Raw genomic sequence first — 24578 nt, 5'->3', positions numbered from 1 at the left:
GCAGCAGGTTCAGTATATCCGATTCGCCCGTCTCCATGAGGGGGAAATCGGAAAAGATTGAAACCTGCGGCCTCTGAATGCTTTACGCCGCAGGATGGCAGGGCTATCACCACATGCATGAGTGATCTGTTGGACGACCCCAATATGCAGCCCGAGGCTGTGTCAGAGCCGCTGCGCCGCGCGATCGGTGAGCGCTATCTCACCTATGCGCTGTCCACGATCATGCACCGGGCGTTGCCGGATGCGCGCGACGGTTTGAAGCCGGTGCATCGGCGTATCCTCTATGCGATGCGCGAACTCCGGCTTTCCAGCACCGGGGGCTTTCGCAAGTCGGCAAAGATTTCCGGTGATGTGATGGGCAACTATCACCCGCATGGCGATGCCGCGATCTATGACGCGATGGCGCGTCTGGCGCAGGATTTCGCGGTGCGCTATCCGCTGGTGGACGGGCAGGGCAATTTCGGCAATATCGACGGCGATAATCCCGCCGCCAGCCGTTATACCGAGGCGCGGATGACCGCCTTTGCCGAGGCGCTGCTGGACGGCCTGGCCGAGGATGCGGTCGATTTTCGCGACAATTACGACGGCACGCTGCGCGAACCCGTGGTTCTGCCCGCGTCCTTTCCAAATCTGCTGGCCAACGGCTCTTCGGGCATTGCGGTTGGCATGGCCACCAATATCCCGCCGCATAACATCGGTGAATTGATTGATGCCTGCCTGCATCTGATCAAGACACCGGATGCCCGTGACGAGACCCTGCTCAATTATATTCCGGGCCCCGATTTCCCCACCGGCGGCGTCATCGTCGAGCCTGCCGAGAGCATCGCGCAGGCCTATCTCACGGGGCGCGGCGCGTTCCGCCTCCGCTGCAAATGGGAACTGGAGGATCTGGGCCGCGGGCAATGGCAGATCGTCGTGACCGAAATCCCCTATCAGGTGCAGAAATCCAAGCTGATCGAGCGCATCGCCGAACTGATCCAGAGCCGCAAGGTGCCGATCCTTGCCGATGTCCGTGACGAGAGCGCCGATGACGTGCGCCTGATCCTCGAGCCGCGCTCCAAGAATGTCGATCCCGAGGTGTTGATGGGCATGATGTATCGCAATTCCGAATTGGAAGTGCGGTTCTCGCTCAACATGAATGTGTTGATCGACGGGGTCACGCCCAAGGTCTGTTCGCTGAAGGAGGTGCTGCGCGCCTTTCTCGATTTCCGGCAAGAGGTGCTGTTGCGCCGCTCGGCGCACCGGATGGAAAAGATCGACCACCGGCTGGAGGTTCTGGAAGGCTTGATCGTGGCCTTCCTCAATCTCGACCGGGTGATCGACATCATCCGCTATGACGACGATCCGAAATCGGCCCTGATGCGCGAGGATTGGAGCCGCACCGTGCCGCGCGCCATGTCCGAGGCGGATTATGTGCCGCCCCCTCCGTCCGACGAGCCGGGGCTGACCGAAGTGCAGGCCGAGGCGATCCTCAACATGCGCCTGCGCTCCTTGCGGCGCTTGGAAGAAATGGAACTGCGCGCCGAGCGGGATGCGCTGATGGCGGAACGCGCAGGCCTTGAGGATTTGCTCGACGATGTTTCGTTGCAGTGGGTGGCGGTGGCCGATCAGTTGAAAGAGGTCAAGAAAACCTTTGGCAAGGGCCATGCCATCGGTGCGCGTCGCACACAGTTTGCCGAGGCGGGAAGCGTCGAGGACGTGCCGCTCGAGGCGATGATCGACCGAGAACCGATTACCGTGGTGTGCAGCCAGATGGGCTGGATCAGGGCCATGACCGGGCATCTCGATCTGAGCCGCGAGCTGAAGTTCAAGGATGGCGACGGTCCTCGCTTCATGTTCCACGCCGAGACGACCGACCGGATTCTGGTCTTTGGCAGCAATGGCCGTTTCTACACGCTCAGCGCCGCGAATCTGCCCGGTGGGCGCGGCATGGGCGAGCCGCTGCGCCTGATGGTCGATCTGCCCAACGAGGCAGGGATCGTCGATCTGCTCATTCACAAGCCGGGGCGAAAATTGCTGGTCGCCTCTGACGCCGGGGACGGTTTCATCGTGCCCGAGGAAGAGGTGATCGCCCAGACCCGCAGCGGCAAGCAGGTGCTCAACCTGCGTGATCCCGCGCGCGCCGTGGTCTGCCGCCCGGTGATGGGCGATCACGTCGCCTGCGTGGGCGATAACCGCAAGGTGCTGGTCTTTGCACTGGACGAACTGCCCGAACTGGGGCGCGGCAAGGGCGTGCGGCTGCAGAAATACAAGGATGGCGGACTGAGTGATGCCACCACCTTTGATCTGGCAGACGGGTTGACATGGCGCGATCCGGCCGGGCGCACCCGCACCGAAAGCAATCTCGAGGAATGGCTGGGCAAGCGTGCGGGCACCGGCCGCATGGCCCCGCGCGGTTTTCCCCGTGACAACCGCTTTACCTGATCAGCCCTTGTCTGTTGCGGACGCGCGGCGTATAGCCCCGGCCTGACCCAAAAGGAGCCCTTGCAATGGTAGGTAGTGCCAATCTCAACGTCATGCTCAAGGCCGCGCGCAAAGCGGGGCGGGCACTGGCCAAGGATTTCCGCGAGGTCGAGAACCTTCAGGTCAGCATGAAAGGGGCCGGAGATTTCGTCAGCCGCGCCGATATTGCCGCCGAGAAGATTCTCAAGACCGAGTTGATGGGCGCGCGCCCGACCTATGGCTGGCTGGCCGAAGAGGGCGGCGAAGAAGAGGGGCAGGACCCCACCCGCCGCTGGATCGTAGACCCGCTGGACGGGACCACCAATTTCCTGCACGGCCTGCCGCATTGGGCCGTCTCTGTCGCGCTGGAACACAAGGGCGAGGTGGTGGCAGGCGTGATTTACGATGCCAGCAAGGACGAGGCGTTCTTTGCCGAGAAAGGCGCGGGCGCCTGGATGAACGAAAGCCGCCTGCGCGTGTCAGGGCGCAACAAGATGATCGAGTCGATCTTTGCCACCGGTCTGCCCTTTGGCGGACGCTCGGACCTGCCCGAAACCTTGCAGGATCTGGCGCGGCTCATGCCCACCTGCGCGGGTGTGCGGCGCTGGGGGTCGGCGGCGCTCGATATGGCCTATGTGGCGGCGGGCCGCTATGAGGGGTTCTGGGAGCGGCGTTTGAACGCCTGGGATCTCGCGGCGGGCGTGATCATCGTGCGCGAAGCGGGCGGTTTTGTCGAACCGGTGCGCCCCGGTGGCGATATTCTCGCCGATGGCGAGGTGATCTGCGCCAACGAGGCGATCTTTGACAAGTTCGCGGGCGTGATCCGGGGCTGAGGGGGCAAGTATCGGCGTCGCGTTTGACGCCGTGACGCCGCGCTTTGGCGGTTAGGGCCGATGTCAACTCTCGGCCAAACTCTTCCTCACGGCCCTTCACGCATCCGACGGATGGTTTACCCCGTCGACCCATCCAATCGGGTCGAGATCACGCGGGTTCACGCCCTCGATCGCCCCAAGATTGACGCCATACTCATTCGGGTTCGATCGGCGCCGATGATGCGTGTAAATTCCGCAAGTCTTGCAGAAATAGTGTTTGGCCGTGCCAGTGCCCCATTGATAGAGCGTAAGATTATCCGCGCCGCGGAGCACCTCGACCCCGTTCAGGGGGGCCGAAACTGCCGCCGCGCCGCGCCTGCGGCAAAACGAGCAATCACAGCGTCGCGCGGTCGAAAGCCCCTCGGAGAGCGTCACGCGCAGCTCAACCGCGCCGCAATGGCAGGTGGCCTTGAGGGGGTGGGTCATCGGCGTTTCCTCACTGTCGGAATGGAACTGGGACGAAAGCGGTAGTCGGGCGCAGGATGCGGTGGCGAGCCATGGGTCTCGCGCCAGAAACGCGGGCCGCCAAGCCGCAGAAAGACCGGCAGTGTCAATGCCAAGCCTGCAACAAACCCACCCGCATGTGCCCAATAGGCGACCCCGCCCATGTCGGGATCGCTGCCGAGCCCTGCCATGACCTGAAGCGCGAACCACAGCACCAGCATGATCGCTGCGGGAATCGGGATGATGCGAAAGAACACGAAGAAAAACAGCAGGATATCCACCCGCGCCCGTGGAAAGAGCAGGAGATACCCGCCCATCACCCCCGCAATCGCGCCCGAGGCCCCGACGGTTGGCACCATCGAGCCCGGACTGCCCAGGATATGCGCAAGCCCCGCCGCCACGCCGGTGGCAAGGTAAAAGCCGAGATAGGGCAGATGCCCCATCCGATCCTCCATGTTATCCCCGAAGATCCAGAGAAACAGCATGTTTCCCGCCAGATGCAGCGCGCCCCCATGCAGGAACATCGAGGTCAGCAACCCGCTGAAATCCCCCAGTTGCGTCACCTTGGCGGGGATCATGGCCCAATCGTAGAAAAAGAGATTGAGCGCCCTCTCATTCGCGAAAAGCGGCCAGTAGGATATGAAAATCACGATATTGAGCGCGATCAGCCCGTAGGTGACATAGGGTCTGCGCCCCGAAGGGTTATGATCGCGGATCGGGAACATGGGCGAAAGCTAGCGCGGATCACGGGGGACGGAAAGCCGGTGATTGCACCCGCCGTCTCGATTTGCGCAAGAACCGGGTCGCCCATTATCGGGATCGGTGCGCAAAGTTTTCCCACCCATAGGAGATGACGATGACTCAGCTTGCATTTGCGCTGGTGCTTTTTCTTTTGCCGCTGGCCTATAGTCCCGGTCCCGGTAACCTCTTTTTCGCCGCCAATGGTGCGCGCTTTGGGATTCGGGCGACGTTTCCGGCAAGCTTTGGGTATCACATCGCCACATGGCTGGTGACAGCCGCGATAGGTTTCGGTTTTGTCGGCGCGCTGGAGGCCGCGCCGGGGATTTTCGTCTTGCTCAAACTCGCTGGTGCGCTTTACGTTTTCTGGATCGCTTGGGGTTTGCTGCGTGCCGGGGCACGCGACAGTGCGATTGAGGCACGCCCGGCCTCGTTTCGGGATGGGGCGGTGCTCTTGCTCCTCAATCCCAAGGCCTATGTGATCATTGCGTTGATGTTCACGCAATTCCTGAGCGTTTCGGACACCAACCAGACACTGTTGGTACTGGGTATCACCACGCTTTTTACGCTTAACAACCTTGTGGCCTTTACCCTGTGGACCATGATGGGCGCGAGATTGGGTCGGCTTTTTGCCCGCGCTGGAAGCGCGCTGGCACTGAATACAGCTTTCGGCGTGGTCCTCGGGACCGTGGCCTTGTGGATGCTTTTGGCCTGATCGACCTGGGCCTCAGGACATTCCGCTCAAGAGCGCCGCATTGCCGCCCGCCGCCGTGGTGTCGACACAGACATGCCGCTCGTGGAGCGCGTGGCCGGTGTCAGGCATGCCGGTGATCAAGGGCAGGATCGGGCCTGCACGTCGCGCCATGGCTCCGGCATAGGCGCGCGCCTCGCTTTCGCAGCCCCACCAGAGCACGCCCGATAGGCCGCCCATGGTTACAAGCGCCTCTGGGTCGACCCGGCCCGTGGCGGTAACCGCCACACCGCCCAGCCCCTCGATCGCGCGCGCCTGCGCTGCCGCCAGATCCGCCCCCGGCCCCATGCACAACAGCGCAGGGCGTACATGGGTGGTCAGTCGGTTCGACTCGCCGGTCGGCCCCGGCAGAACAAGGGCCGCGCGGGGCGCACGGGCGGCGGCATTGGCGGCATCGAGCGCCTTTTGCGCCGCTTGCGCCGACATGGCCTCGGTCCATTTCTCGCCCTTTTCCGACGCGGGGCGCGCGGTAAAGCGCGTGAGGTAATGTGGCCCCCCCGCCTTGGGCCCGGTGCCCGACATGCCCTCGCCGCCAAAGGGCTGGCTGCCCACGATGGCCCCGATCTGGTTGCGGTTGACATAGATATTGCCCGCGTGCACCGCCTCGGTCACATGCTGAACACGGTCGTCGATCCGTGTCATCAGACCAAAGGTCAGGCCATAGCCAGTGGCGTTTATGGCGCCGATAACCCGGTCGAGATCGCCGGATTTGAACGTGGCGACATGCAGCACGGGACCAAAGATTTCCCGCTCGATATCGCCGATCCCGCCAACCTTGATCAGTGTGGGGGCAATATAGGTGCCCGCGTTCGGGGTTTTCAGCTCGTGCAAGAGGCGTCCTTGCGCGCGCGCGGTCTGGATATGCGCGGCAATGCCTGCACGCGCCTCTTCGTCGATCACCGGGCCGCAATCGGTGCTCAGGTGCCACGGATTGCCGACGGTCAGCGCATCCATTGCACCGGTCAGCATCTCGAGGAAATGCGGCGCGATGTCATCCTGCACATAGAGACAGCGCAGAGCGGAGCAGCGCTGACCCGCGGATTGAAAGGCGCTTTCGACAATTGCCTGCACGGCCTGTTCGGGCAGCGCGGTCGAATCCACGATCATCGCGTTCATGCCGCCCGTTTCCGCGATGAGCGGTGCGCCGGGGGCGAGATGCTTGGCCATGGCCGCGCGGATTTTGAGCGCTGTTTCGGTCGAGCCGGTAAAGGCCACGCCACCCACGCGCGCGTCAGAGGTAAGCGCCGCGCCCACATCCCCGGCCCCGGGCAGAAGTTGCAGGGCCGTGACGGGCACGCCGGCCTTGTGCATGAGGCCCACCGCCAGATGCGCGATGAGCGGTGTCTGCTCGGCGGGTTTCGACAGCACCGCGTTGCCGGCGGCCAGGGCCGCGGCGATCTGGCCGGTAAAGATGGCCAGGGGGAAGTTCCACGGCGAAATGCAGGTAAAGGTGCCGATCGGCGCGTCCTCGGGGGCGTGGGCGGCGTAGTAGCGCAGGAAGTCCACCGCCTCGCGCAGCTCGGCCACGGCATCGGGGATGGATTTCCCCGCCTCACGGGTCAGCAGTGCGAATATCTCGCCATAATTCTCCTCATAGAGGTCCGCCACGCGGTTGAGGATTGCGCCACGCTCCTTGGCGGGGGCACCCCATGCGGCGGCGGCGTTCAAGGCCACCTCGATATCGGCCTTGCTGGCCCAGGCCACGGTGCCGGGGGTGTCGGCGGGATCGGCCGGGTTCTCGACGGCCTCCGCTGCTTGCGGTGCGGGCGTGCCCGCGATCAGCGGCGCGGCTTCCCAGCGGTGCTGCGCAAAGGGCGCGCGCGCTGCCTCGATCTGGTCCAGCGTCGGCTGGTGGCGCAGATCGAAGCCGCGCGAATTGGGGCGCTCGGGCTGGAACAGGTCCTGCCCTTTGGGAAGACGCGGTTGCGGGTCGTTCACGGCGACAAAGGGATCGCGCGCGACCTCTTCTGGGGCCACCTCGTCATTGACGATCTGGTTCACAAAGCTGGAGTTTGCACCGTTTTCCAAGAGGCGCCGCACCAGATAGGCCAAGAGATCGCGATGCGCGCCCACAGGCGCGTAGATGCGACAGCGGGTGCCTTCGGCCTTGAGGATGATATCATGCAGCGCCTCGCCCATGCCGTGCAGGCGCTGGAACTCGAATGCGCCCTTGTCGCTGGCCATATCCAGAATGGCGGCGGCGGTGTGGGCGTTGTGGGTCGCGAACTGCGGATAGATGCGGTCGGTCATCGACAAGAGCTTGCGCGCATTGGCGATATAGCTGACATCGGTTGCGGCCTTGGAGGTGAAGACCGGAAAACCGTCGATCCCCGCCACCTGCGCGCGCTTGATCTCGGTATCCCAATAGGCACCCTTGACCAGACGAACCATGATCTTGCGATCCAGACGCGTAGCCAGATCATAAAGAAAATCAATCACATGGCTGGCGCGTTGGCCGTAGGCCTGCACCACCACACCGAACCCGTCCCATCCGGCAAGGGCGGGCTCTGCCAACACCGTCTCGATCACGTCGAGCGAGAGCGACAGACGATCCGCCTCTTCTGCGTCGATGTTGAGACCCATCTTGGCCGATTTCGCCAAAAGGGCGAGGCTGCGCAGGCGGGGCACAAGAACCTCCATCACCTGCGCGCGCTGCGCCACCTCGTAGCGCGGATGCAGCGCCGAGAGTTTCACCGAAATGCCGGGATTGCTGCGAATGTCGGCCTGCGTGCAGGCGTTGGCGATGGCAGTGATCGCACGGGAATAGCTGAGGTGATAGCGGGTCGCGTCCGCATCGGTGCGCGCCGCCTCGCCCAGCATGTCATAGGAATAGCTGTAGCCCTTCTTTTCCATCGCCGCCGCGCGGTCCATGGCGCCCTGAATGGTCTCGCCCAGCACGAACTGGCGGCCCATTTCCTTCATCGCGCGCCCCACGGCGGTGCGGATGACCGGCTCGCCCAGCCGTTTGATGGCACCGCGCAGATGGCCCACGGGCCCCGGCTTTTCGTCCTTGAGCACCTTGCCTGTCAACATCAAGGCCCACGTCGAGGCATTGACCAGCGGCGAGGTGGAATGCCCCATATGCTTGCCCCAGTCCGACGGCGCGATCTTGTCCTCGATCAGCGCGTCAATGGTGTCGGCATCCGGCACCCGCAACAGCGCCTCCGCCAGACACATGAGCGCAATGCCCTCATCGGTCGAGAGGCCATATTCGGCCAGAAACACCTCCATCAGACCGGGGCTGGATTGCCCGCGAATGGCGCGCACGAGATCGGCACCGCGCGCGCAGATCCGCGCCCGGTCAGCCTCGGAGAGATTGGCGGCAGCGGTCAGACGCGCCAGCGTTTCCGCCTCGTCCGCATAGGTGGCAAGGTCGATGGCGCGGCGAATGTCGGTGTCGTATGGCATGCGGGTCCCCATGGTTGGATGGCACATCATAGCATCATTGAACCAGTGACTTTTCCTGATTAGAATGAAATTTCAGGCCGGATGGTTTGAATTTGGAGCATACCATGGATCAAAACGAACAGCTCGACCTTGACCGCTTTGACCGGGCGATTCTACGGGTTCTGGCCGGCGACGGGCGGATCAGCGTGACTGAGCTTGCGCGCGAGATTGGGTTGTCGAAATCGCCCACGCAAGCCCGCCTTCGGCGGCTGGAGCGGGACGGTGTGATCACCGGCTACCGCGCGCTGTTCGATCCGATCCGCCTTGGCCTCGATCACGTGAGTTTCGTCGAGGTGCGCCTGCACGACACCCGCGAGGCAGCCTTGGCAGAGTTCAACGCCGCCGTGTCAAAGATCCCCGAGATCGAGCAAGTGCATCTGATCGCAGGGAATTTCGACTACCTGATGAAGATCCGCACGCAGAGCATGGCCGACTATCGCCGGGTGCTGGCCGAACACATTTCGACCCTGCCACATCTGGCCAATACCTCGACCTATGTTGCGATGCAGGCAGTCAAGGAAAACGCCCTCTCCGACGTGATCTGATCCGTCCCAAACCCCTGCGTTTGGCTTTACACCCACGTCAAAGCGGATATTGTCCGCCCCGCATACCCCCGTGCCCGCGTGGTGGAATGGTAGACACATGAGACTTAAAATCTCCCGGCCGCAAGGCCGTGCCGGTTCGAGTCCGGCCGCGGGCACCACAATAATGCTATTAAAATAGCGATACAGATCAATAAGTCAGGATGCCGTCAAGAGTTCACCCGGGTGCCGCCGGTGCGATCCACTTCGCACTGTCGCTGCTTGAGGGCGATGCAACGCCGGATGTGAGCTATCGCGCCTGGATCTATGGACCGCGTGCCGGATCAGGCGCGGACAATCGCATGATCGGGATCATAGGGGCCCGGTGCGATGACCTCGGCCGGGGTCGATCTGCCGATTATGTCGATAGAGACCTCTGTGCCGGGGGTCGCAAGCGCGGGGTCGACAAAGGCATAGGCCAAGTTCATGCCGAGCCGGTGACCCCAGTCACCGGATGTCACTGTTCCCCTCACCGTGCCGTCCACCATCACCGATGCCCCGCCATGGGCCGGGGCGTCGCGGCACTGAATGGCCAGCGTGACACGCCTGCGCTGCGGGCCGGACGCCTGCCGCGTCAAGAGGGCGTCGCGACCGATGAATTCGGCCTTGTCGGTTCTGACAAAACGCTCCAATCCCGTCTCGAACGGGTCGAATTCGGTCAGGATATCCGCTTTCCAGTGCAGATATCCCTTTTCCATGCGCATCGACTCGACGGCGCGGGCACCAAAGACCTGCATGTCATGCGCCGCGCCCGCCGCGCGGAGCGCAAGCCAGGCCGCATAGAGATGCGCATTGGGGACATGGATTTCATAGGCCAGTTCCCCCGAGTAGCTGACTGACATGACCACCGCCGGGGCAATGCCGACAAAGCATTCCCGCGCACTGAGCCAAGGGAATGCGTCGCGGGACCAGTCGGCACGGCTGACCGCCTGCATCACGGCGCGCGATTTTGGCCCGGCCACGACAAGGATCGTGTGATCATTGGTGATCGAGCGGATTTGCACATCTTCGCCGGGTCTCAGATGCGCGCGCAACCAGTCCATGTCGTGGTACTCTGCCGCCGCAGCAGATCCATACCATACCCGGTCAGGGCCACGGTCCGACGCGGGCAGATTTGCGATTGTGGCCTCGGCCTTGAGCGCGCCAAAGTGATTGAGAAGATAGCAGAGCCCGACCTTGCCGGGCTTGCGCGGAATATGGCTGCAGCTCATCCGGTCAAGAAAGTCGTGCACACCGGCACCGGTCAGTTCGATACGGTTAAAGCCGTTCACCTCGCAAATGCCGACACCTGTCTGAACCGCCGCCACCTCGCGGGCCACAACGTCAAAGGTTTCGTTGAACCGAAAACTGTGGGTCTCGTGGAATTCGGGGCCGGGTTTCATATAGTCCACTCGCTCCCACCCGTTGACGACCTTGAACGCCGCACCGGCCGCCGCCAGGATCGGCGTCAGCGGCGTGGTCTTCATCGGTCGCCCGGCGGGGCGGTGTTCATGCGGGAAATGAAAGCGAAATTCGTTCTGATAATCCTCGATAGCCTTTAGTGCGGTCAATTCCACATTGGCATGGCTGGTGAACCGGCGCGGGTCCGTGACCCAGGTGTCATATTGGGCCTCGCCATGAACGATCTGCTGCGCAAGCAGCCAGCCATGACCGCCCCCTTCGCCAAGTCCCGCCCGCAGGCCGATGATGCAGAATGCATTGCGCTTGCCGGGAATGCGCCCCACCAGAGGCGCGCCGTCGATGGTATAGGTGATCGGGCCGTTGACAACGGTATGTATGCCGACGTCCATCAGCGCCGGCATACGGGCAAAGGCCCCCTCCAGCACATCCGTGACCCGGTCAAGATCGTCAGGGCAGAGCGCGTTGACGAAATTCGGGTCGATCCCATCCATGCCCCAGGTTTTGCACCCTTGCTCATAGAATCCGAGCAAAAGCCCGTTCTTTTCCTGACGGCAGTAGTAATCGCTGATCGGGCAACGCAAGAGCGGCATGCGGTGGCCCGCATCGCGGATCGCGGGAATTTCTTCGGTCAGGAAATATTGATGTTCCATCGACATCACAGGGTGATGCACGCCCATCATCGCGCCCACCTCGTTGACACGATAGCCGCATGCATTGACGACGATCTCGCAGGCGATGTCGCCCTTGTCTGTATGCACGGTCCAGCTGTGATCCCGATGTTGGGTGAGGCCAGTCACGGGGGTATGACGATAGACTTCGGCCCCTGCTGCGCGCGCACGCCGCGCGAGCGCCTGACAGAGCTGCGCCGGGTCGATATCGCCATCCAGAGGGTCCCATAGGCCGCCCAACAGGTTTTCGGTGGAAATCAGAGGGTGCCGGCGCGCGCATTCGGCCGCGTCGATCACCTCGAAATGCACCCCCATGCCCCGAGCCATTGAGGCGAAATGGCGATAGCCATCCATCTGCGCCTCGGTGTTGGCCAACCGGATGCCGCCGTCGCCATGGTGGTAGTTGATCGGATAATCCGGGTCTTCGGACAGTTCCTTGTAGAGCGCGATGGAATGCGATTTGAGACCAACCATGGTCTGGGTCATGCCGAAATTCGTCACCTGCGCCGCGGAATGCCAGGTGGTGCCCGAGGTCAGTTCGTTGCGCTCGACCAGAACCACATCGGTCCATCCCTCGCGGGTCAGGTGATAAAGGGTCGAACATCCAGCGATCCCGCCGCCAATGACCACAACGCGCGTCTGCGATTTCATATCATTCCTCCGAGAACTCCCGGGCACCGTCTCACTTTGGCGGAAGGTGTCAACACGAGCGGCCTATGTTCGAAATCATCGAATTGATTTTATGATTTTATCGCGCGGCCTTTGTTGATCTTGCAGGCTGCGCCGCCCCGCAGGCTAAGTGGTCATGCCATTGCATGCGGAGCGTTTTGACATGACCGAGCCCCCTCCCGGAACCAGACGATCCGGCCGAAAGGACCGCATTTCGAGGCGCGCGGCCAAACCAGGTGCAAATCCGGCTGCGCCCGGTCAGCCAGGCGGCAGCTACAAACCACTGAGCGAGAGGGATCTGGTTGCGATCTTCGAGACAGCGCTCCGCTTGCTGGCAGAGCTTGGCTTGGGAGAGGTGCCAGACAGGCTCGGCCGGGATCTAGGGGCGGCAGGAGCCGTGGATAATGGGGCCGGGCGTCTTTTGTTTCCGCCCGAATTGACGCGGGCCGCGATCAAATCGGCGGCCAAGACCTTTGTGCTGCATGGGCGCGATGATGATCGCTCGATAGAGGTCGGTGGCGACCGGGTCTATTTTGGAACCGGGGGGGCCGCGGTGCAAACACTGGATTTGGATACGGGGCAATACCGCCCTTCCACCTTGCAGGACCTGCACGATTTCACCCGGCTTCAGGACACTTTGACCAATGTCAGCTGGTTCACACGCTGCTGCATTGCTACGGATGTGCCCGACAATTTCGACCTTGATGTCAACACCTCGTATGCCTTGCTGCGACACACGACCAAGCCTGTCGCAACGGCTTTTACCTTGGCCGAGCATGTGGCCCCCATCGTCAGGATGTATGACATCGTTGCCGGGGGTCCGGGGAAGTTCGCGGAAAAACCCTTCGTCAAGGCGCATATCAGCCCGGTGATTTCACCCATGCGTTTTGGTGAGGACGCGGTGGATGTGGTCTATGAATGCATTGCCCATAACATCCCGATGTCCTGTATCACGGCGGCCCAATCCGGGGCCACGGCCCCTGCGACCTTGGCGGGGTTTCTCGCGCAATCGCTGGCCGAGACATTGGCAAGCCTTGTCATGGTCAATGTCATAAGCCCCGGCTTTCCCATGGTCTTTTCTAATTGGCCGTTGGTCATTGATTTGCGTACGGGTGCTTTTACGGGCGGCGGAGGCGAAATTGCGGTGCTGAACGCAGCTTCCGCGCAGCTCAGCAATTGGCTCGGGCTGCCCTCCGGGGTCGCGGCATCCATGACCGACGCCAAGGCAATCGATGCCCAATACGGGGTGGAAAAGGGGCTGACTTCGATGGCTGCAGCCCTGGCAGGGGGCAACCTGATCTACGAGTCTTCGGGCATGACGGCATCATTGCTGGGCGCCAGCTTTGAGGCTTTCGTTCTGGACGACGAAATGCATTCTGCGACCTACCGCGCCCTCCGTGGGATCGAAGTGACCGAAGAGAACCTGGGGTTTGACGCCATATGCGAGGCGGTTCTCGGCGACGGTCATTTTCTCGGAGGGCAGCACACCTTCGCGGCGATGGAGCGGGATTACTTCTACCCCGTGCTTGCGGACCGGGACCAGCCCATCACTTGGTCGGAAAACGGATCGCAGGACGCTTGGAGCCGGGCAAGGACCAAGGCCCGCAAGATTCTCGCCCATCATCACCCGGCCTATCTGTCACCCGAACAAGATGCCGAAATCCGCGCGCAATTCAGAATTCTTCTATAGCTTTGGCGGCGGGAAAGAGGTGAAAGCCCGCCTTGAGCCACGGCATCTTGTCGGTGGTCGGATCAATTACCATTGATTGAATCTGAAGACGCAAGGTCGTCACGACAAGATCGACCACCCCGCTGCCATACCCGGGCGATGTATAGACAGAGATATAGCGTGAAAATCCGCGACCCGGAAATGGCAGCAGTTTCAGACGCGACTGAAAGCGCAGGGCGCGGTAATAGTTGGTCGGGGTCGTGATGGCCCATCCCTGGCCCTCGGCCACAAGGCCAAGCACCGATTGGTTGCTCTCGAACTCGAACCGATTGGGCGGGCTCAGCTTCATGCGGCGCAATTGCGTCTCGATCCGCGCTCCGATCAGTTGACGCTGGCTATAGCGGATCAGGGGCAGGGCAGACCGACCCTCAACGTAATCCTCTGCCACAAGATCGCTATCGGCAGGAACGGCAAGTACGAAAGGATCCCGCAGCAGCGGGTACTCGTTGACGCCCTCTACCTCGAAACTTGGTTGCGCCGCGACGCCAATGTCCAACTCCCGACGGCGGATCAGGTCGATCACCTCGTGGCTGGGCCGGGTATAGTGGGAAAACTGACATTTGGGCAGGCTTGCGGCCAACTGCCGTGCCAGGAGCGGGGCAACTTCGCTGTCGAAATCCTCGATCAATCCGAGGCGCAGGTTGCGCGTTTCGGTGATCTGGTCCGAGAACACGGCGATTGTTCCACTGTCCAATATGGCAATCGCCGCCTCGACATAGGGCAAAAGCAACGTCCCTTGGACCGTCAATGCCATTGGACGCTTCGCATGATCCAGCAGATGGCACCCCAGAGCGTCCTCCAGACAGCGCAGATGATGCGAGACGGTGCTGACGGAAAGCCCACTGTGCTGAGCCGCGAGCTTCACAGAGCCATGTCGCGCCGTCAGCTGAAAAACCTCCAGCCATTTCAAACTCATCTGAGAAAGTTTCACGGAAATTCTCCCGCTTCGGACCCGCAGGATGAAATGTCATCCGGCATGATCGGAATGTAAATGCGATTAAGTCGAATATAGGGATGGTGACCACCATCGCTGAGTGGTTTCATGTGTCGCTCATGTTCCTGCACCGCCTTTCGCGGATCCGCTCTTGGTGTCCAAAGGGTGTTCTTGCGAAAAATGATCGCGGCATCCACTGGATAGGCACCATCGAGCCGCTGTGCTTGATACGACGGACCGAATACGCAATAGGTTGAGCAAGCCCAAGACTGGTCCGGGCATGTTGACAAGACAGCCCCAGAGAATGAGCGGGAGTAACAGCATCAAAGCCCTGTTTCTTGTGTCAGGTGCCTACGGGCACATGGATTTCGGCGGTCTCGGGTTCTTGCGTCTCAGCCAGAAGCTTGAGGCCGAAGGGCACAGTTGCGTATGGATCAGCTGCGGGGATCAGGTCACACGGCTGCGAGTGCATGGCTGCCAGGTTGAGGAAGAGAGGCTTCTGAACCAGCTAAGTCTGATGCAGATGCGGCAGATCGAAGTCTTGGAGAAAAACCATGCGCTGCGCGAAGACATAATTGCAGCGCTGGGCCGTGTTCGGCAGCGCATGGCGCAGCATCGACCTGACGTTGTCTTTATCGACCGCCTGCTCGTCGGCACCGGACTTGCCGCCGCCCAGCTTGACCTGCCTTATGCGGCGATGGGGACGCCTGGTGGTTACTGGCGCTTTTTTCCGGCCCCCGCCCAAGGGCGCGTCAACATTCATCCTAGTCCCGAGCCGATCCAAGAGTATCGCGATCTTGGCGAGCGGCTAAAGGAAGAGCTTGGCTGGCAAAAGGGTGGGCTGGACAGTGGCTGGCTGCGGTCTCCGCATTTGAATGCGCAGTTCTTGCCGGCGCGATTCTACGAGCACATCAACGATCCCGCGAGCATCAGTATTTACAACCATGCCACGCCCGCGCCTGCGCCTGAGGTCCGACGGATCGGCGTATCCTTTGGCAACCAAGGCCGCAAAGAAAACCTGGTGCGCCTGACGGAGGCGCTGATCGCGGAGATACCCCAGGGACAGGGTGTGAGCCTCTTTCTTGGCAACGATCGCGACCTCTACGCGCACTTTCAGGCGCTCAGCCAGGGCAAGCATGTCGATTTGCATCGGTGGACGGACTTCAACGCGGTCATGCCGGGGCTGTCATCGTTCCTGTTCCTGGGCGGCGTTGGCACGGTCTGGCATTGTTTGCAGAACACCGTTCCGATGATCGTTGCCCCTGGATACATCGGGGATCAGCTGGAAAACGCCCGACGTGTCGCGGCCCTCGGGCTAGGCGTGCATATGGCCGAAGACCGGCCCGTTGAAGAGATCACGGCCATTGTTCAAGGCGTGGCGACGGATACAGAGATGCGAAAACGGCTGTCACAGGCGCGCGATCCATCCGCCTTCTCTCACACCATGGACAGCGTTCTTGAAAAGATAGGCGACTTGGCTGGGGGATAGGGTGCGGGGCCGCGCGTGTCAGGGTCACGCCTTTGCGGCCATTGCGCTATGCGCGCATATCGACCGGCTTGACGAATTGGTCTACACACCAAACCGGATCAACGCTGGCGATGGCTCTCCGGCACAGCAGGGCGGTATTTGATGGCAGAAATCTATCCGGCAAAGGTTGTTTGCATTCTTGGGATGCATCGGAGCGGCACCAGCTGTTTGGCAGGATGCCTGGAGGAACGCGGTCTGTTCCTTGGCGATGTGATCAATTTTGCAACATTCAACCGACGGGGCAACAAGGAAAGCCCCGAGATCATGCGGATCAATAATGACCTTATGGCGCTGAATGGTGGATCCTGGGACAATCCGCCCGAAGAAATGCGGTGGAATGATGACCTGAGAGCGCGTCGGGACATGCATATAGCATCGCTGGACGGCCATTCTGTCTGGGGATTCAAGGACCCGCGCAGCGTATTCACGTTGCCATTCTGGCAAGAGGCGTTGCCGGACATGCAGTATGTGGCGACCTTTCGACACCCATTTGCCGTGGTGCGCTCATTGCAGCGGCGTGGGCCCAACCTTCAACCTGCCATCGCCCCATTGGAGCTTTGGATGAGGTACAATCGCAAATTGTTAGGGCATATAGCGGCCCACGACATTCCTCTGGTCAACTTTGACTGGTCTCCAGATGCCTACGGCAAGGCGGTGGATCATCTCGCGGGCCGCCTCGGCGTTGCGTCCGACGCCCCGGCAGAAAACCCTTTTTACGAACAGAGCCTGCGCATGAGCGATGGGGATGTAGGCACGCCGCAGTCGCTCAGCCCCGAAGTTCGCGGTGTATACGACGCGTTGTTGAAACGGGCGATGCCTCTCTCCGAGATCGTATGAACGGCTGCGATGCGTTCGACCGAACGGCCAAGATGACCCGGTCAGAAGATCGCTGACCTGTAATCCAGCCCCGGCATCCGTGCCTGCCGGTGCTGCTCTGTCCCCGTCGTATATCCGGATCACGAGGTTTGGTGATGCGGAGGCCGCCACGATGCTTCGTGATACCGGCCTTAGATGGGTGGCGCTGCGCGTTCGGTCATCAATTGGCGGGCTGTGACCCTCTCTCGGTGGATCATGTAGAGACCCGCGCCAATGATGATGGCGATGCCCGTCAGGGTCAACGCGTTGGGGAAGTCGCGGAACACCAGATAGCCCAGCAACGTCGCCACCGGCAGTTCCAGATATTGCAGCGGGGCCAGTGTCGCCGAGGGTGCCAGCGACAGCGCATAGGTCATCATCATGTGGCTGAGCGTGGCGAAGAACCCGACCCCGAGCAACCAGAGCCATGCGATACCCTGAGGTTTGACCGGATCGAGCATGTCGATCCCCGTGCCCTCGGCCAGGATCATCACCGGCAGACAGAGAAGGCTGGCAATCAGGCCGGTGTGAAATTGCAAGGCCACCGGATGCACCCGCCGCGACAGCCCGCGTGTCACGAGGATATAGAAGGCAAAGCCAACCGCCGTCCCAAGCGGAAAAAGCGCCACCGCGCCAAAGGCCGCGAAACTGGGCTGGATCACGAACAGGACGCCGACAAAGCCGACCATCGCCGCACCCACGCGGCGCGGGCCGACATCCTCACCCAAATAGAACTTGCCCACCAAGAGCACGATGAACGGTGCCACGAAGACAATCGCCAGCGCATCGGCCAGCGGCATGACCCGGATTGCGGCGATAAAGCAGAAGGTCGAGACAAAGAGCAGCACCGCGCGCGACAAAAGCGCCAGCCATTGCGCGCGAGGCACGCGCAACGACAGCCCCATGATCCAGACAAACGGGGCCATCAGCGCGCATTGCACGAGAAAACGCGCGGCGGTGATCTGGCCCACCGGCACGCTGGTCGATGCCAGCTTGGCCGCCACATCCAGCAAGGGCGCGGTCACGCAAAACCCCAGCATCAGCGCAACACCGGCAAGAATGCGGTCGGTGGATGGAGAGGCAGAGGCAACGCGTGTCATGCCTCCGCATAGGATGTCCCCCCGGTGGCGTCTACCCTCTTTGCGACGCCCCGCGGCCCCTTTGGTCTAGAGCTTGCTGTGGGTTCCGTCGCAGAGCGGCGGCTTGCCGCTGTGCTTGCAGCCGCAAAAGAACACCCGCTTGCTTGTTTCTGCGGTATATTTGACCGGGGCAAACCCTGTGTCCTTGTGGCTTCCGTCGCAGAAGGGCTGCTTGCCGCTCTTGCCACAGGCGCACCAGAAATAGGTTTTGCCCTCTTCAACGTCGACGGGGTAGGGGGCCTTTTGTGCGATAACGGGGTCTGACATATGCTCTGCTCCGGTGATGAAACTTGTCTTCGATGCGTGCTCTTGCGCCCTGATCACCCTGCGATGGCAGCGCGGTAGAGCGTGGCCGCGTCGTTGCCCGACAGATCGACATCGTCGAGCATCACCACGGCCCCCGCCGCGATATCGCGTGTCACGCGCACCCCATGGGCCAGACCGATGGGCAGCGCCGCGCCCGCGCGGCTGAGCGGCAGCGCCTTGCCCCAGACGGTATAGCCGCCCTCGCCATCCAGCACCTCTCCCGCCTTCAGCGCGCGCTTGGCGACCGAGGCCACGGTGCCGCGCATCTCGCGCGCTTGGCCGGTGGGCTCATGGCGCAGCGCGGCGCTCAGGACGGAGATCGACAATTCCAGCCCGATCAGGTGAAAGGGTTTGTACATCGACGCAAAGCGCCCGGTGGAATCCGTGGGCAGGCCGTATTGCTTGAAACAGGCGGCGGCATAGTCGTTCGGGGCCTCAAGCACCACATAGACGCCCCAGCGCAGATCGCGGAACACGGGCCGCCCGTCGCGTTCGAGCGAGGATACGGTTTCCACCATGCCGCGCCCGTCCAATTGCCCGCCCAACGCTCGCGGGCGCAGCACATGCGCAAGGTCGTCCACGCCGCATGGGGGGAAGCTGAGGCCGTTGTCAGGCACATCGAGACCGCAGGCATTGGCAATCGCCACCATTTCGATGGCGCTTTTGGTGCCATCGAGAAACGAGTTGAACATTTGCGGATTCATCCCCGCTGCCGCCGCCTCTTGCGCAGTCAGGCCATAATGCGACCAGACGTCATCAGGCGTGACGGCATGATAGGCGGGAAGGTATTTGGTGCCTTTGCCCGCCGCTGTCACGTGAAAGCCGGTGGCCCGCGCCCAATCCACCATTTCCGACACGAGCGCCGGTTGATCGCCGTAGGCCATGGAATAGACCACGCCCGCTGCCCGCGCCTCTGCGGCGAGGAGGGGACCGGCCAGCACATCCGCCTCGACATTCACCATCACCACATGCTTGCCGCCCGCAATGGCGGCCCGCGCATGGACAATCCCGGCGCGTGGGTTGCCGGTGGCTTCGATGACAACATCGACGTCGTCACGGGCGGCAAGCGTCGAACCATCGTCAACATAGGCCGTGCTGGCGATGCGGCTGTCGTCCCAGCCGACCGCGGCGCAGGCGGCCCGCGCGCGGGCGGGGTCGAGATCGGCAATCGCCGTCACCTCGAGCCCTGCGATGGTCGGCACCTGGCTCAGGAACATCGAGCCAAACTTGCCTGCGCCAATCAGACCCGCCCGAACAGGCTGTCCCCGATCCGCAGCCTCGGAGGCCAATCGCGCCAGGTTCATGTCACATCTCCACGTCCGCCCCTGCGCACGCGACCTGCAAGCCGCTGCCGGGGGATGATAATCCGCTTTTCACTTGATCATATCAGGCTTGCCCCCGACAAGCGGATTCCAGACCGCCATGACCGGCGCCCTCTCCCCCCTATGCGGACCAAGGGACAGCGGCTCAGTCCTGCGTTCCCGTCACGCCCGGAATATCGACCGTGCCGAACACGCGCCCCGATGGCCGGCCCGTTGGCGAGCCACCGGGCGGTTCCTCGGAAATGCCCAAGGTCAGCGTGCCCCGCACCGCTGCAATCTCGCGCGGCAGCGGCAACGTCACGCTCTCTCCATCGGGCCAGAGCCCCACGGATTGCGCAGGCTCGTCCGGCCCATGCGCCCAGACTTGCAGAATGCGCCCTGCGGGGGCTGCCCCGGCGGTTCGGGTTAGAAAGACCTCGTCTTGCGCCTTGTCCACCAGTGCGACAACGCGGAAGTCGCCGGTTTGCGACGCAATCTCTGCCGCGTAGAGCGGCCCGGTCTGGGGCGGCGCAACCGGCCCCGGGTTCAACACCGCCAGCGCCACCGCAACGGCCACCGCGCCCCCCGCCAGCGCCTGCCACAGCCCAAGACGCTGCCAGAACGGCGCGCGCGCGGGTTCAGGGAACAGCCGCTGCAAGAGTGCGGCACGTGCCCCAGCAGGCGGGGCCAGGGGCGGCAGATCGGCCAGCGGCGCAAGCTGCCGCTCCCAACGCAGGACACGCGCGGCAAACGCCGGATCAGACCCGACGCGCGCGTGCGCCGCCTCGAGCGCCTCGCCCGTGAGCAGACCGATCGCATATTCCGCCGCCAGCATGTCATCATCATCCAAGGTGTCGGTCATCGGCTCATACACTCCCGCAAGGCTGCAAGCCCGCGCCGGAGCCATGTGCGCATGGTATTGAGCGGGATACCCGCGCGCGTGGCCAATTCGGCGTAGCTGAGACCGTCGAGATAGGCACCGGTGATGGCCGCGCGCCGGTCTTGTTCGAGTTCTTCCAGACAGCGCTGAATTCGCCCCGCCTCGGACCGCGCCAGCGCCACGCTCTCAGGGCTTGGTCCCGGCGCGGCGATGCCTCCGTGATGCTCCTCGATGTCGTGATGCAGCCGCCGCGCCCTGAGCCGGTCAATCGCCGTGTTGCGCGCAATCGTGATGAGCCAAGTCATCGGTGCATGTCCGGTGACGCGGTAGCGCCCGGCATGGGCCCATATCTTGACGTAGGCGTCCTGCATGGCGTCCTCGGCGGCATGATCCTGACCCAAGACACGGGCGCAGACCGCGTAAAGTTTCGCGCTTGTCGCATCATACAGCGCGGCAAAGGCGGCGCGATCCCCAAGCGCGCAGCGTGAAATGAGATCTTCGAGATCGTCAGACACGCGCGCACCCCCTGCGGTCTGCGGGGGGATCGCCATTGTCTGTTGCGGGCCAGAACGGCGCAGTTTCGGAATTCGTGTCGATCGGTCTGGCCTTGTCCAAAAAATGTCCCACGCCGTGAAACTTTCGCTCCAGTCGAGTCGTGGCTGTTCCGAATTGGCCCGCATTGGGCGGCCCAATACAACAAGAAAGGACTTTTTCATGTCGTTCAAGACCACATATGCCCTGACCACCGTCGCCGCCATGTTTGCCACCGCCGCTCAGGCCGACGATCATGTCATGCTCAAGGGCTATGCGCTGGCTGCGGATGGCGGCACGCTTGTCACCATGGCCGACCTGTCACAGCCCGGCGCGGTGGAAACGCACGCCCTCGCCACGCCTCTGCGCGCGATTGCCTATCGCCCGGTCACAGGTCAGCTTCTGGGTTATGCCGATGGCGCGATCTACGCGGTCGATCCGGCCTCGGGCCAACTTACGGATCTTGGTGCCACCTTCATGGAGGATGCGGTGATCGGCGAAGGGGCCGTGGCCTTTGACTTCAACAATCAGATCGACGCCGTGCGCGCGGTTGGGGCCGATGGCTCTAACCTCGTCTATTTTCCGCAAGGGTTCGGCGACAATGATGAGCGCGCCAATTCCGTTCGCCGCTTTACCGATGCTTTCTATGTTGCGGGCGATATGTCGGCGGGCGCCGACCCGGTGATCTTTGCCAATGCCTATACCAACGCCATTCCGGGGGCCAAGGCCGCATCGACCGCGCAATACGCGCTTGATGCCGGGGCCAATGCGCTGGTGACACTGGCCAACAACGCCGGTGAACTGGCCAGCGTGGGGCACCTGAGCCTTGACGGCGCGACCGTGGATGTCTCCGACTGGGGCGGGTTTGACATTGCCTCGCCTAAGGAAGGCACGGATATGGCCTATGCCATTCTGCAGATCGAGGGGGCAGCGACCGCTGGTCTCTATTCGGTTGATCTGGGCACCGGGGCGCTCACCGCTTTGGCCGACCTTGGCATGGGTGGATTCACCGGCTTCGCGGTCGCGCAGGCACAATAGCCCCGGCTCGGGTCGCCTGCGGCGCGCGTCGTCATCATGCCACCGCCCCCGGTCATCGACCGGGGGTTTGCGTATAAAGCGGCTTTATCGCGTGGGCTGCGTCCGGTCCCGATAACGGATCGCGGCTGAGGTCAGGGTGAGGGTGTCGCGCGGCGATGTCGCATAGGTATTTGTGTTCATTTGAATAAGTTCTGATCCGCTGAACATGCTGTCTCATCGTCATGGGCCAGTGGTCTCGCGGGCTGCGGGGCCGTCTTTGGCCTCTGTCGGAAGTACGACGGAGACCTCAAATCCGGACGTCGCCCCGGGGCGCGGCGAGGCCAGCTTTAGCGAACTGCCGATCCGTTCCGCGATTGCGGCAACGATGGCGAGACCCAGCCCACTGCCCTCTTCTGTCGCCTGCGCACGCTCAAACCTGGTCGTCAGGCGGTTGAGGGTGTCGCGCGGCAGAACCGGCCCCTCATTGGCCACCACCAGCCGTCCTTCTGCCGTCAGTGCCACATCGACCGGAGCGCTCTGTGCCCCGTGGCGGAGCGCGTTGTCCACGAGGTTCCGGCAGAGGATTGCGAAAGCATCCGGGTCGATATCCGACAGAACGGCCCTGTCCGGCAGGGTAAGCGTGATGCGCCCCGGCGCGGCCATGCGTTCCAGATCGTCCACCACCAGACGTGCGACGTCTCGCAGATCGGTTGGATGATCCATGCGCAGCCGCCCACCTTCGGCGCGCGCAAGCTGCATGAGGCGCTCGGAAAACCGGGTCAGGCGCTTGAGCGTGGCCTCGATTTCTGCGGCGCGCGCGCCTGTGGCCGGGTCCGATGTCTCGGTCCTGAGGCGCTGCGCTTGTGCGATGGCCCCGGCAAGCGGCGTCCGTAGTTCATGTGCCGCGTTCGCCGCAAAGCTGCGCTCGGCCTCGAAAGCGTCGCGCAATCTTGAGAGTAAGCTATTCAGGGTCGCAGCAAGCGGGGTGATTTCCAAAGGCAGATCGTCTGCGGGAACCTCCGAGAGGTCACGCGCGCCGCGTGCCTCGAGTGTGGTGCGGAACCGGCGGAGTGGCGCAAGACTGAAACGAACGGCGAAGATGATGGCGGCCAGTGCAATGGGCAGCATCACCAGCAACGGCAAGCCGAGGCCCATCTGGATTTCCCGCGCGACAGAGGCACGATGCGCCAACGGTTCGGCAACGGTGATGCGGACCGTGTCCTGAAGGGCTGCGTCGCTGTAAAAGCGATGGCTGGCGGTCTCGTGAAATCCCGAACCGTTCCAGGGCGGAAACATGGACGCATCCGCGGCATGGGATTGCAAAAGGATACGCCCTTCGGCATCGCGGACGAGATAGGTAAAGAACTCGTCATGCGCGCGGATCGGCGCCAGGCGCTGTGTGACGCCTTGATCCTCGCGGCCGATGATGTCGGTCACGGCCAAGGGCAGGATGCGCTCTGCGGTTTCGCGCAGGGCGCTGTCGAACACCTCGTCCATCTCGTCCCGGACGATCAAGGCTGTCACCGAGGCGGCCAACAGCCAGAGAACCGTAAGCACAAGGCCAAGTGTAAGCCCAAGCCGCGCCTGAAGACTGGCAGGCCACCTCATGCTTTGCCCAAGCGGTAACCCATACCGCGTTCGGTCTCGATGATGGCGGCACCAAGCTTTTTGCGCAGGCGACTGACATGGACTTCGATCGTGTTGCTTTCCACCTCGGCGTCGAAGCTGTAGAGCTTTTCTTCCAGCTGTGCCTTGGACAAAAGCTGGCCGGGCCGTGCAAGCAGCGCTTCGAACAGCGCCCATTCCCGCGCGGTCAGCTGGACCGGCTTGCCATCACGGTGCACGCTGCGCGCCGCAAGGTCGATGTCGAGCGGGCCGTGGGTGACGACCGGATTCGGGTTGCCGCTATAGCGCCGCGCGACGGACCCGATACGCGCGGATAGTTCTGCCAAATCAAAGGGTTTGACCAGATAATCGTCAGCCCCTGCGTTCAACCCCTCGATCCGGTCGGAAATCTGGTCCAGCGCGGTCAGGATGATGACCGGCGTCACGTCACCCCGTGCGCGCAAACTCTTGAGAAAGCCGATGCCGCGCCCGTCGGGCAGCATGAGGTCGAGCAGGATCAGATCATAGGCCGTGCTGCGCTGTGCGTCATTCGCGGCATCAAGCCGCGTGACCCAATCGACAGACTGACCATCGCCCGCGATCTGGTCGCGCACTGCGGCACCAAGAACCGTGTCGTCCTCGATCAACAGGATGCGCATGGGTGTTGTTTCCTTTCTGCCCCGTCCCGGCTTCTCGCAGGCCTGTATGACGCAAACCTGACGTGCGCGGCCTCGTCGCTT

The 24578-nt window shown here is 62.5% G+C and carries 21 protein-coding genes and 1 tRNA gene; 10 read left to right on the top strand and 12 right to left on the bottom strand.

What is annotated here, in order from left to right; genetic code table 11:
* Nucleotides 1–117 precede the first annotated feature (117 nt).
* Nucleotides 118–2424: a DNA topoisomerase IV subunit A gene (locus tag MVC20_RS07610; protein WP_297539997.1), complete on the top strand. Its 2307-nt coding sequence runs from the start codon at nt 118–120 to the stop codon at nt 2422–2424.
* Between the two features lie 65 nt (nt 2425–2489).
* On the top strand, nt 2490–3275 hold the full coding sequence (locus MVC20_RS07605; RefSeq protein ID WP_297539995.1) for an inositol monophosphatase family protein: 786 nt from the start codon (nt 2490–2492) through the stop codon (nt 3273–3275).
* A 96-nt stretch (nt 3276–3371) separates the two neighbouring features.
* Here MVC20_RS07605 and MVC20_RS07600 read toward each other — a convergent pair whose 3' ends face one another.
* The gene (locus MVC20_RS07600) at nt 3372–3740 is read right to left on the bottom strand and encodes a GFA family protein (RefSeq protein WP_297539993.1); all 369 of its coding nucleotides are present in this window, start codon (nt 3738–3740) and stop codon (nt 3372–3374) included.
* Nucleotides 3737–4483, bottom strand: coding sequence for a rhomboid family intramembrane serine protease (locus MVC20_RS07595; protein WP_297539991.1), 747 nt, complete (start codon nt 4481–4483; stop codon nt 3737–3739). The genes MVC20_RS07600 and MVC20_RS07595 overlap by 4 nt, the downstream gene beginning before the upstream one ends.
* A gap of 131 nt (nt 4484–4614) precedes the next feature.
* Here MVC20_RS07595 and MVC20_RS07590 point away from each other — a divergent pair, with 131 nt between their 5' ends.
* Entirely contained in the window at nt 4615–5211 is a 597-nt protein-coding gene (locus tag MVC20_RS07590; RefSeq protein ID WP_363320726.1) for a LysE family translocator, read from the top strand.
* A 12-nt stretch (nt 5212–5223) separates the two neighbouring features.
* Here MVC20_RS07590 and putA read toward each other — a convergent pair whose 3' ends face one another.
* Nucleotides 5224–8655 carry a bifunctional proline dehydrogenase/L-glutamate gamma-semialdehyde dehydrogenase PutA gene (putA, locus tag MVC20_RS07585; RefSeq protein WP_297539988.1) on the bottom strand — a complete coding sequence of 1144 codons (3432 nt, stop codon included), beginning with the start codon at nt 8653–8655 and terminating at the stop codon, nt 5224–5226.
* A gap of 104 nt (nt 8656–8759) precedes the next feature.
* Here putA and MVC20_RS07580 point away from each other — a divergent pair, with 104 nt between their 5' ends.
* Both MVC20_RS07580 and MVC20_RS07575 read left to right on the top strand, forming a co-directional pair.
* Nucleotides 8760–9239, top strand: coding sequence for an Lrp/AsnC ligand binding domain-containing protein (locus tag MVC20_RS07580; protein ID WP_037273900.1), 480 nt, complete (start codon nt 8760–8762; stop codon nt 9237–9239).
* A 72-nt stretch (nt 9240–9311) separates the two neighbouring features.
* A tRNA-Leu gene (locus tag MVC20_RS07575) sits at nt 9312–9397 on the top strand.
* 162 nt (nt 9398–9559) lie between these two features.
* Here the strand turns inward: MVC20_RS07575 and MVC20_RS07570 are convergent.
* Nucleotides 9560–11995 carry an FAD-dependent oxidoreductase gene (locus MVC20_RS07570; RefSeq protein ID WP_297539985.1) on the bottom strand — a complete coding sequence of 812 codons (2436 nt, stop codon included), beginning with the start codon at nt 11993–11995 and terminating at the stop codon, nt 9560–9562.
* A 181-nt stretch (nt 11996–12176) separates the two neighbouring features.
* On the opposite strand from MVC20_RS07570, the gene MVC20_RS07565 reads away from it, so the two are divergent.
* A complete protein-coding gene (locus MVC20_RS07565) occupies nt 12177–13703 on the top strand; it encodes a trimethylamine methyltransferase family protein (protein ID WP_297539983.1) in 1527 nt (508 codons plus the stop codon).
* On the opposite strand, the gene MVC20_RS07560 is transcribed toward MVC20_RS07565, so the two are convergent.
* A complete protein-coding gene (locus MVC20_RS07560) occupies nt 13687–14607 on the bottom strand; it encodes a LysR family transcriptional regulator (RefSeq protein ID WP_363320731.1) in 921 nt (306 codons plus the stop codon). The two genes, MVC20_RS07565 and MVC20_RS07560, sit on opposite strands and share 17 nt — an antisense overlap.
* Here MVC20_RS07560 and MVC20_RS07555 point away from each other — a divergent pair.
* The 3 genes from MVC20_RS07555 to MVC20_RS07545 all read left to right on the top strand — a co-directional run bounded on the left by MVC20_RS07555 (nt 14509) and on the right by MVC20_RS07545 (nt 17041).
* A complete protein-coding gene (locus tag MVC20_RS07555) occupies nt 14509–14733 on the top strand; it encodes a hypothetical protein (RefSeq protein ID WP_297539979.1) in 225 nt (74 codons plus the stop codon). The genes MVC20_RS07560 and MVC20_RS07555 overlap by 99 nt on opposite strands.
* Before the next feature lie 247 nt (nt 14734–14980).
* Nucleotides 14981–16165, top strand: a complete 1185-nt coding sequence (locus MVC20_RS07550; RefSeq protein WP_297539977.1) for a hypothetical protein — start codon at nt 14981–14983, stop codon at nt 16163–16165.
* Between the two features lie 141 nt (nt 16166–16306).
* Nucleotides 16307–17041 (top strand): hypothetical protein, encoded by a 735-nt coding sequence (locus MVC20_RS07545; RefSeq protein ID WP_297539975.1) that lies wholly within the window; start codon nt 16307–16309, stop codon nt 17039–17041.
* A gap of 170 nt (nt 17042–17211) precedes the next feature.
* On the opposite strand, the gene MVC20_RS07540 is transcribed toward MVC20_RS07545, so the two are convergent.
* The 5 genes from MVC20_RS07540 to MVC20_RS07520 form a co-directional block, all read right to left on the bottom strand.
* Entirely contained in the window at nt 17212–18159 is a 948-nt protein-coding gene (locus tag MVC20_RS07540) for a DMT family transporter (protein ID WP_297539973.1), read from the bottom strand.
* 66 nt (nt 18160–18225) lie between these two features.
* Nucleotides 18226–18465 carry a CDGSH iron-sulfur domain-containing protein gene (locus MVC20_RS07535; RefSeq protein WP_297539971.1) on the bottom strand — a complete coding sequence of 80 codons (240 nt, stop codon included), beginning with the start codon at nt 18463–18465 and terminating at the stop codon, nt 18226–18228.
* Between the two features lie 53 nt (nt 18466–18518).
* Nucleotides 18519–19808, bottom strand: a complete 1290-nt coding sequence (locus tag MVC20_RS07530; protein WP_297539969.1) for a Gfo/Idh/MocA family oxidoreductase — start codon at nt 19806–19808, stop codon at nt 18519–18521.
* 163 nt (nt 19809–19971) lie between these two features.
* Nucleotides 19972–20667, bottom strand: a complete 696-nt coding sequence (locus tag MVC20_RS07525; RefSeq protein ID WP_297539967.1) for an anti-sigma factor — start codon at nt 20665–20667, stop codon at nt 19972–19974.
* The gene (locus MVC20_RS07520) at nt 20664–21236 is read right to left on the bottom strand and encodes a sigma-70 family RNA polymerase sigma factor (protein ID WP_297539965.1); all 573 of its coding nucleotides are present in this window, start codon (nt 21234–21236) and stop codon (nt 20664–20666) included. The genes MVC20_RS07525 and MVC20_RS07520 overlap by 4 nt, the downstream gene beginning before the upstream one ends.
* A gap of 163 nt (nt 21237–21399) precedes the next feature.
* On the opposite strand from MVC20_RS07520, the gene MVC20_RS07515 reads away from it, so the two are divergent.
* Entirely contained in the window at nt 21400–22254 is an 855-nt protein-coding gene (locus tag MVC20_RS07515; protein WP_297539963.1) for a DUF4394 domain-containing protein, read from the top strand.
* A gap of 219 nt (nt 22255–22473) precedes the next feature.
* Here MVC20_RS07515 and MVC20_RS07510 read toward each other — a convergent pair whose 3' ends face one another.
* Both MVC20_RS07510 and MVC20_RS07505 read right to left on the bottom strand, forming a co-directional pair.
* Complete coding sequence (locus MVC20_RS07510; protein WP_297539961.1) at nt 22474–23841, bottom strand: ATP-binding protein; 1368 nt, start codon at nt 23839–23841, stop codon at nt 22474–22476.
* Nucleotides 23838–24497, bottom strand: a complete 660-nt coding sequence (locus MVC20_RS07505; RefSeq protein WP_297539959.1) for a response regulator transcription factor — start codon at nt 24495–24497, stop codon at nt 23838–23840. The genes MVC20_RS07510 and MVC20_RS07505 overlap by 4 nt, the downstream gene beginning before the upstream one ends.
* Nucleotides 24498–24578 lie beyond the last annotated feature (81 nt).

The sequence above is a fragment of the Roseovarius sp. genome (assembly GCF_027019125.1).
Lineage (GTDB): Bacteria > Pseudomonadota > Alphaproteobacteria > Rhodobacterales > Rhodobacteraceae > Roseovarius.
Note: the sequence above shows the minus strand (reverse complement) of the source record. Positions and strands in the feature narration are given on the sequence as shown.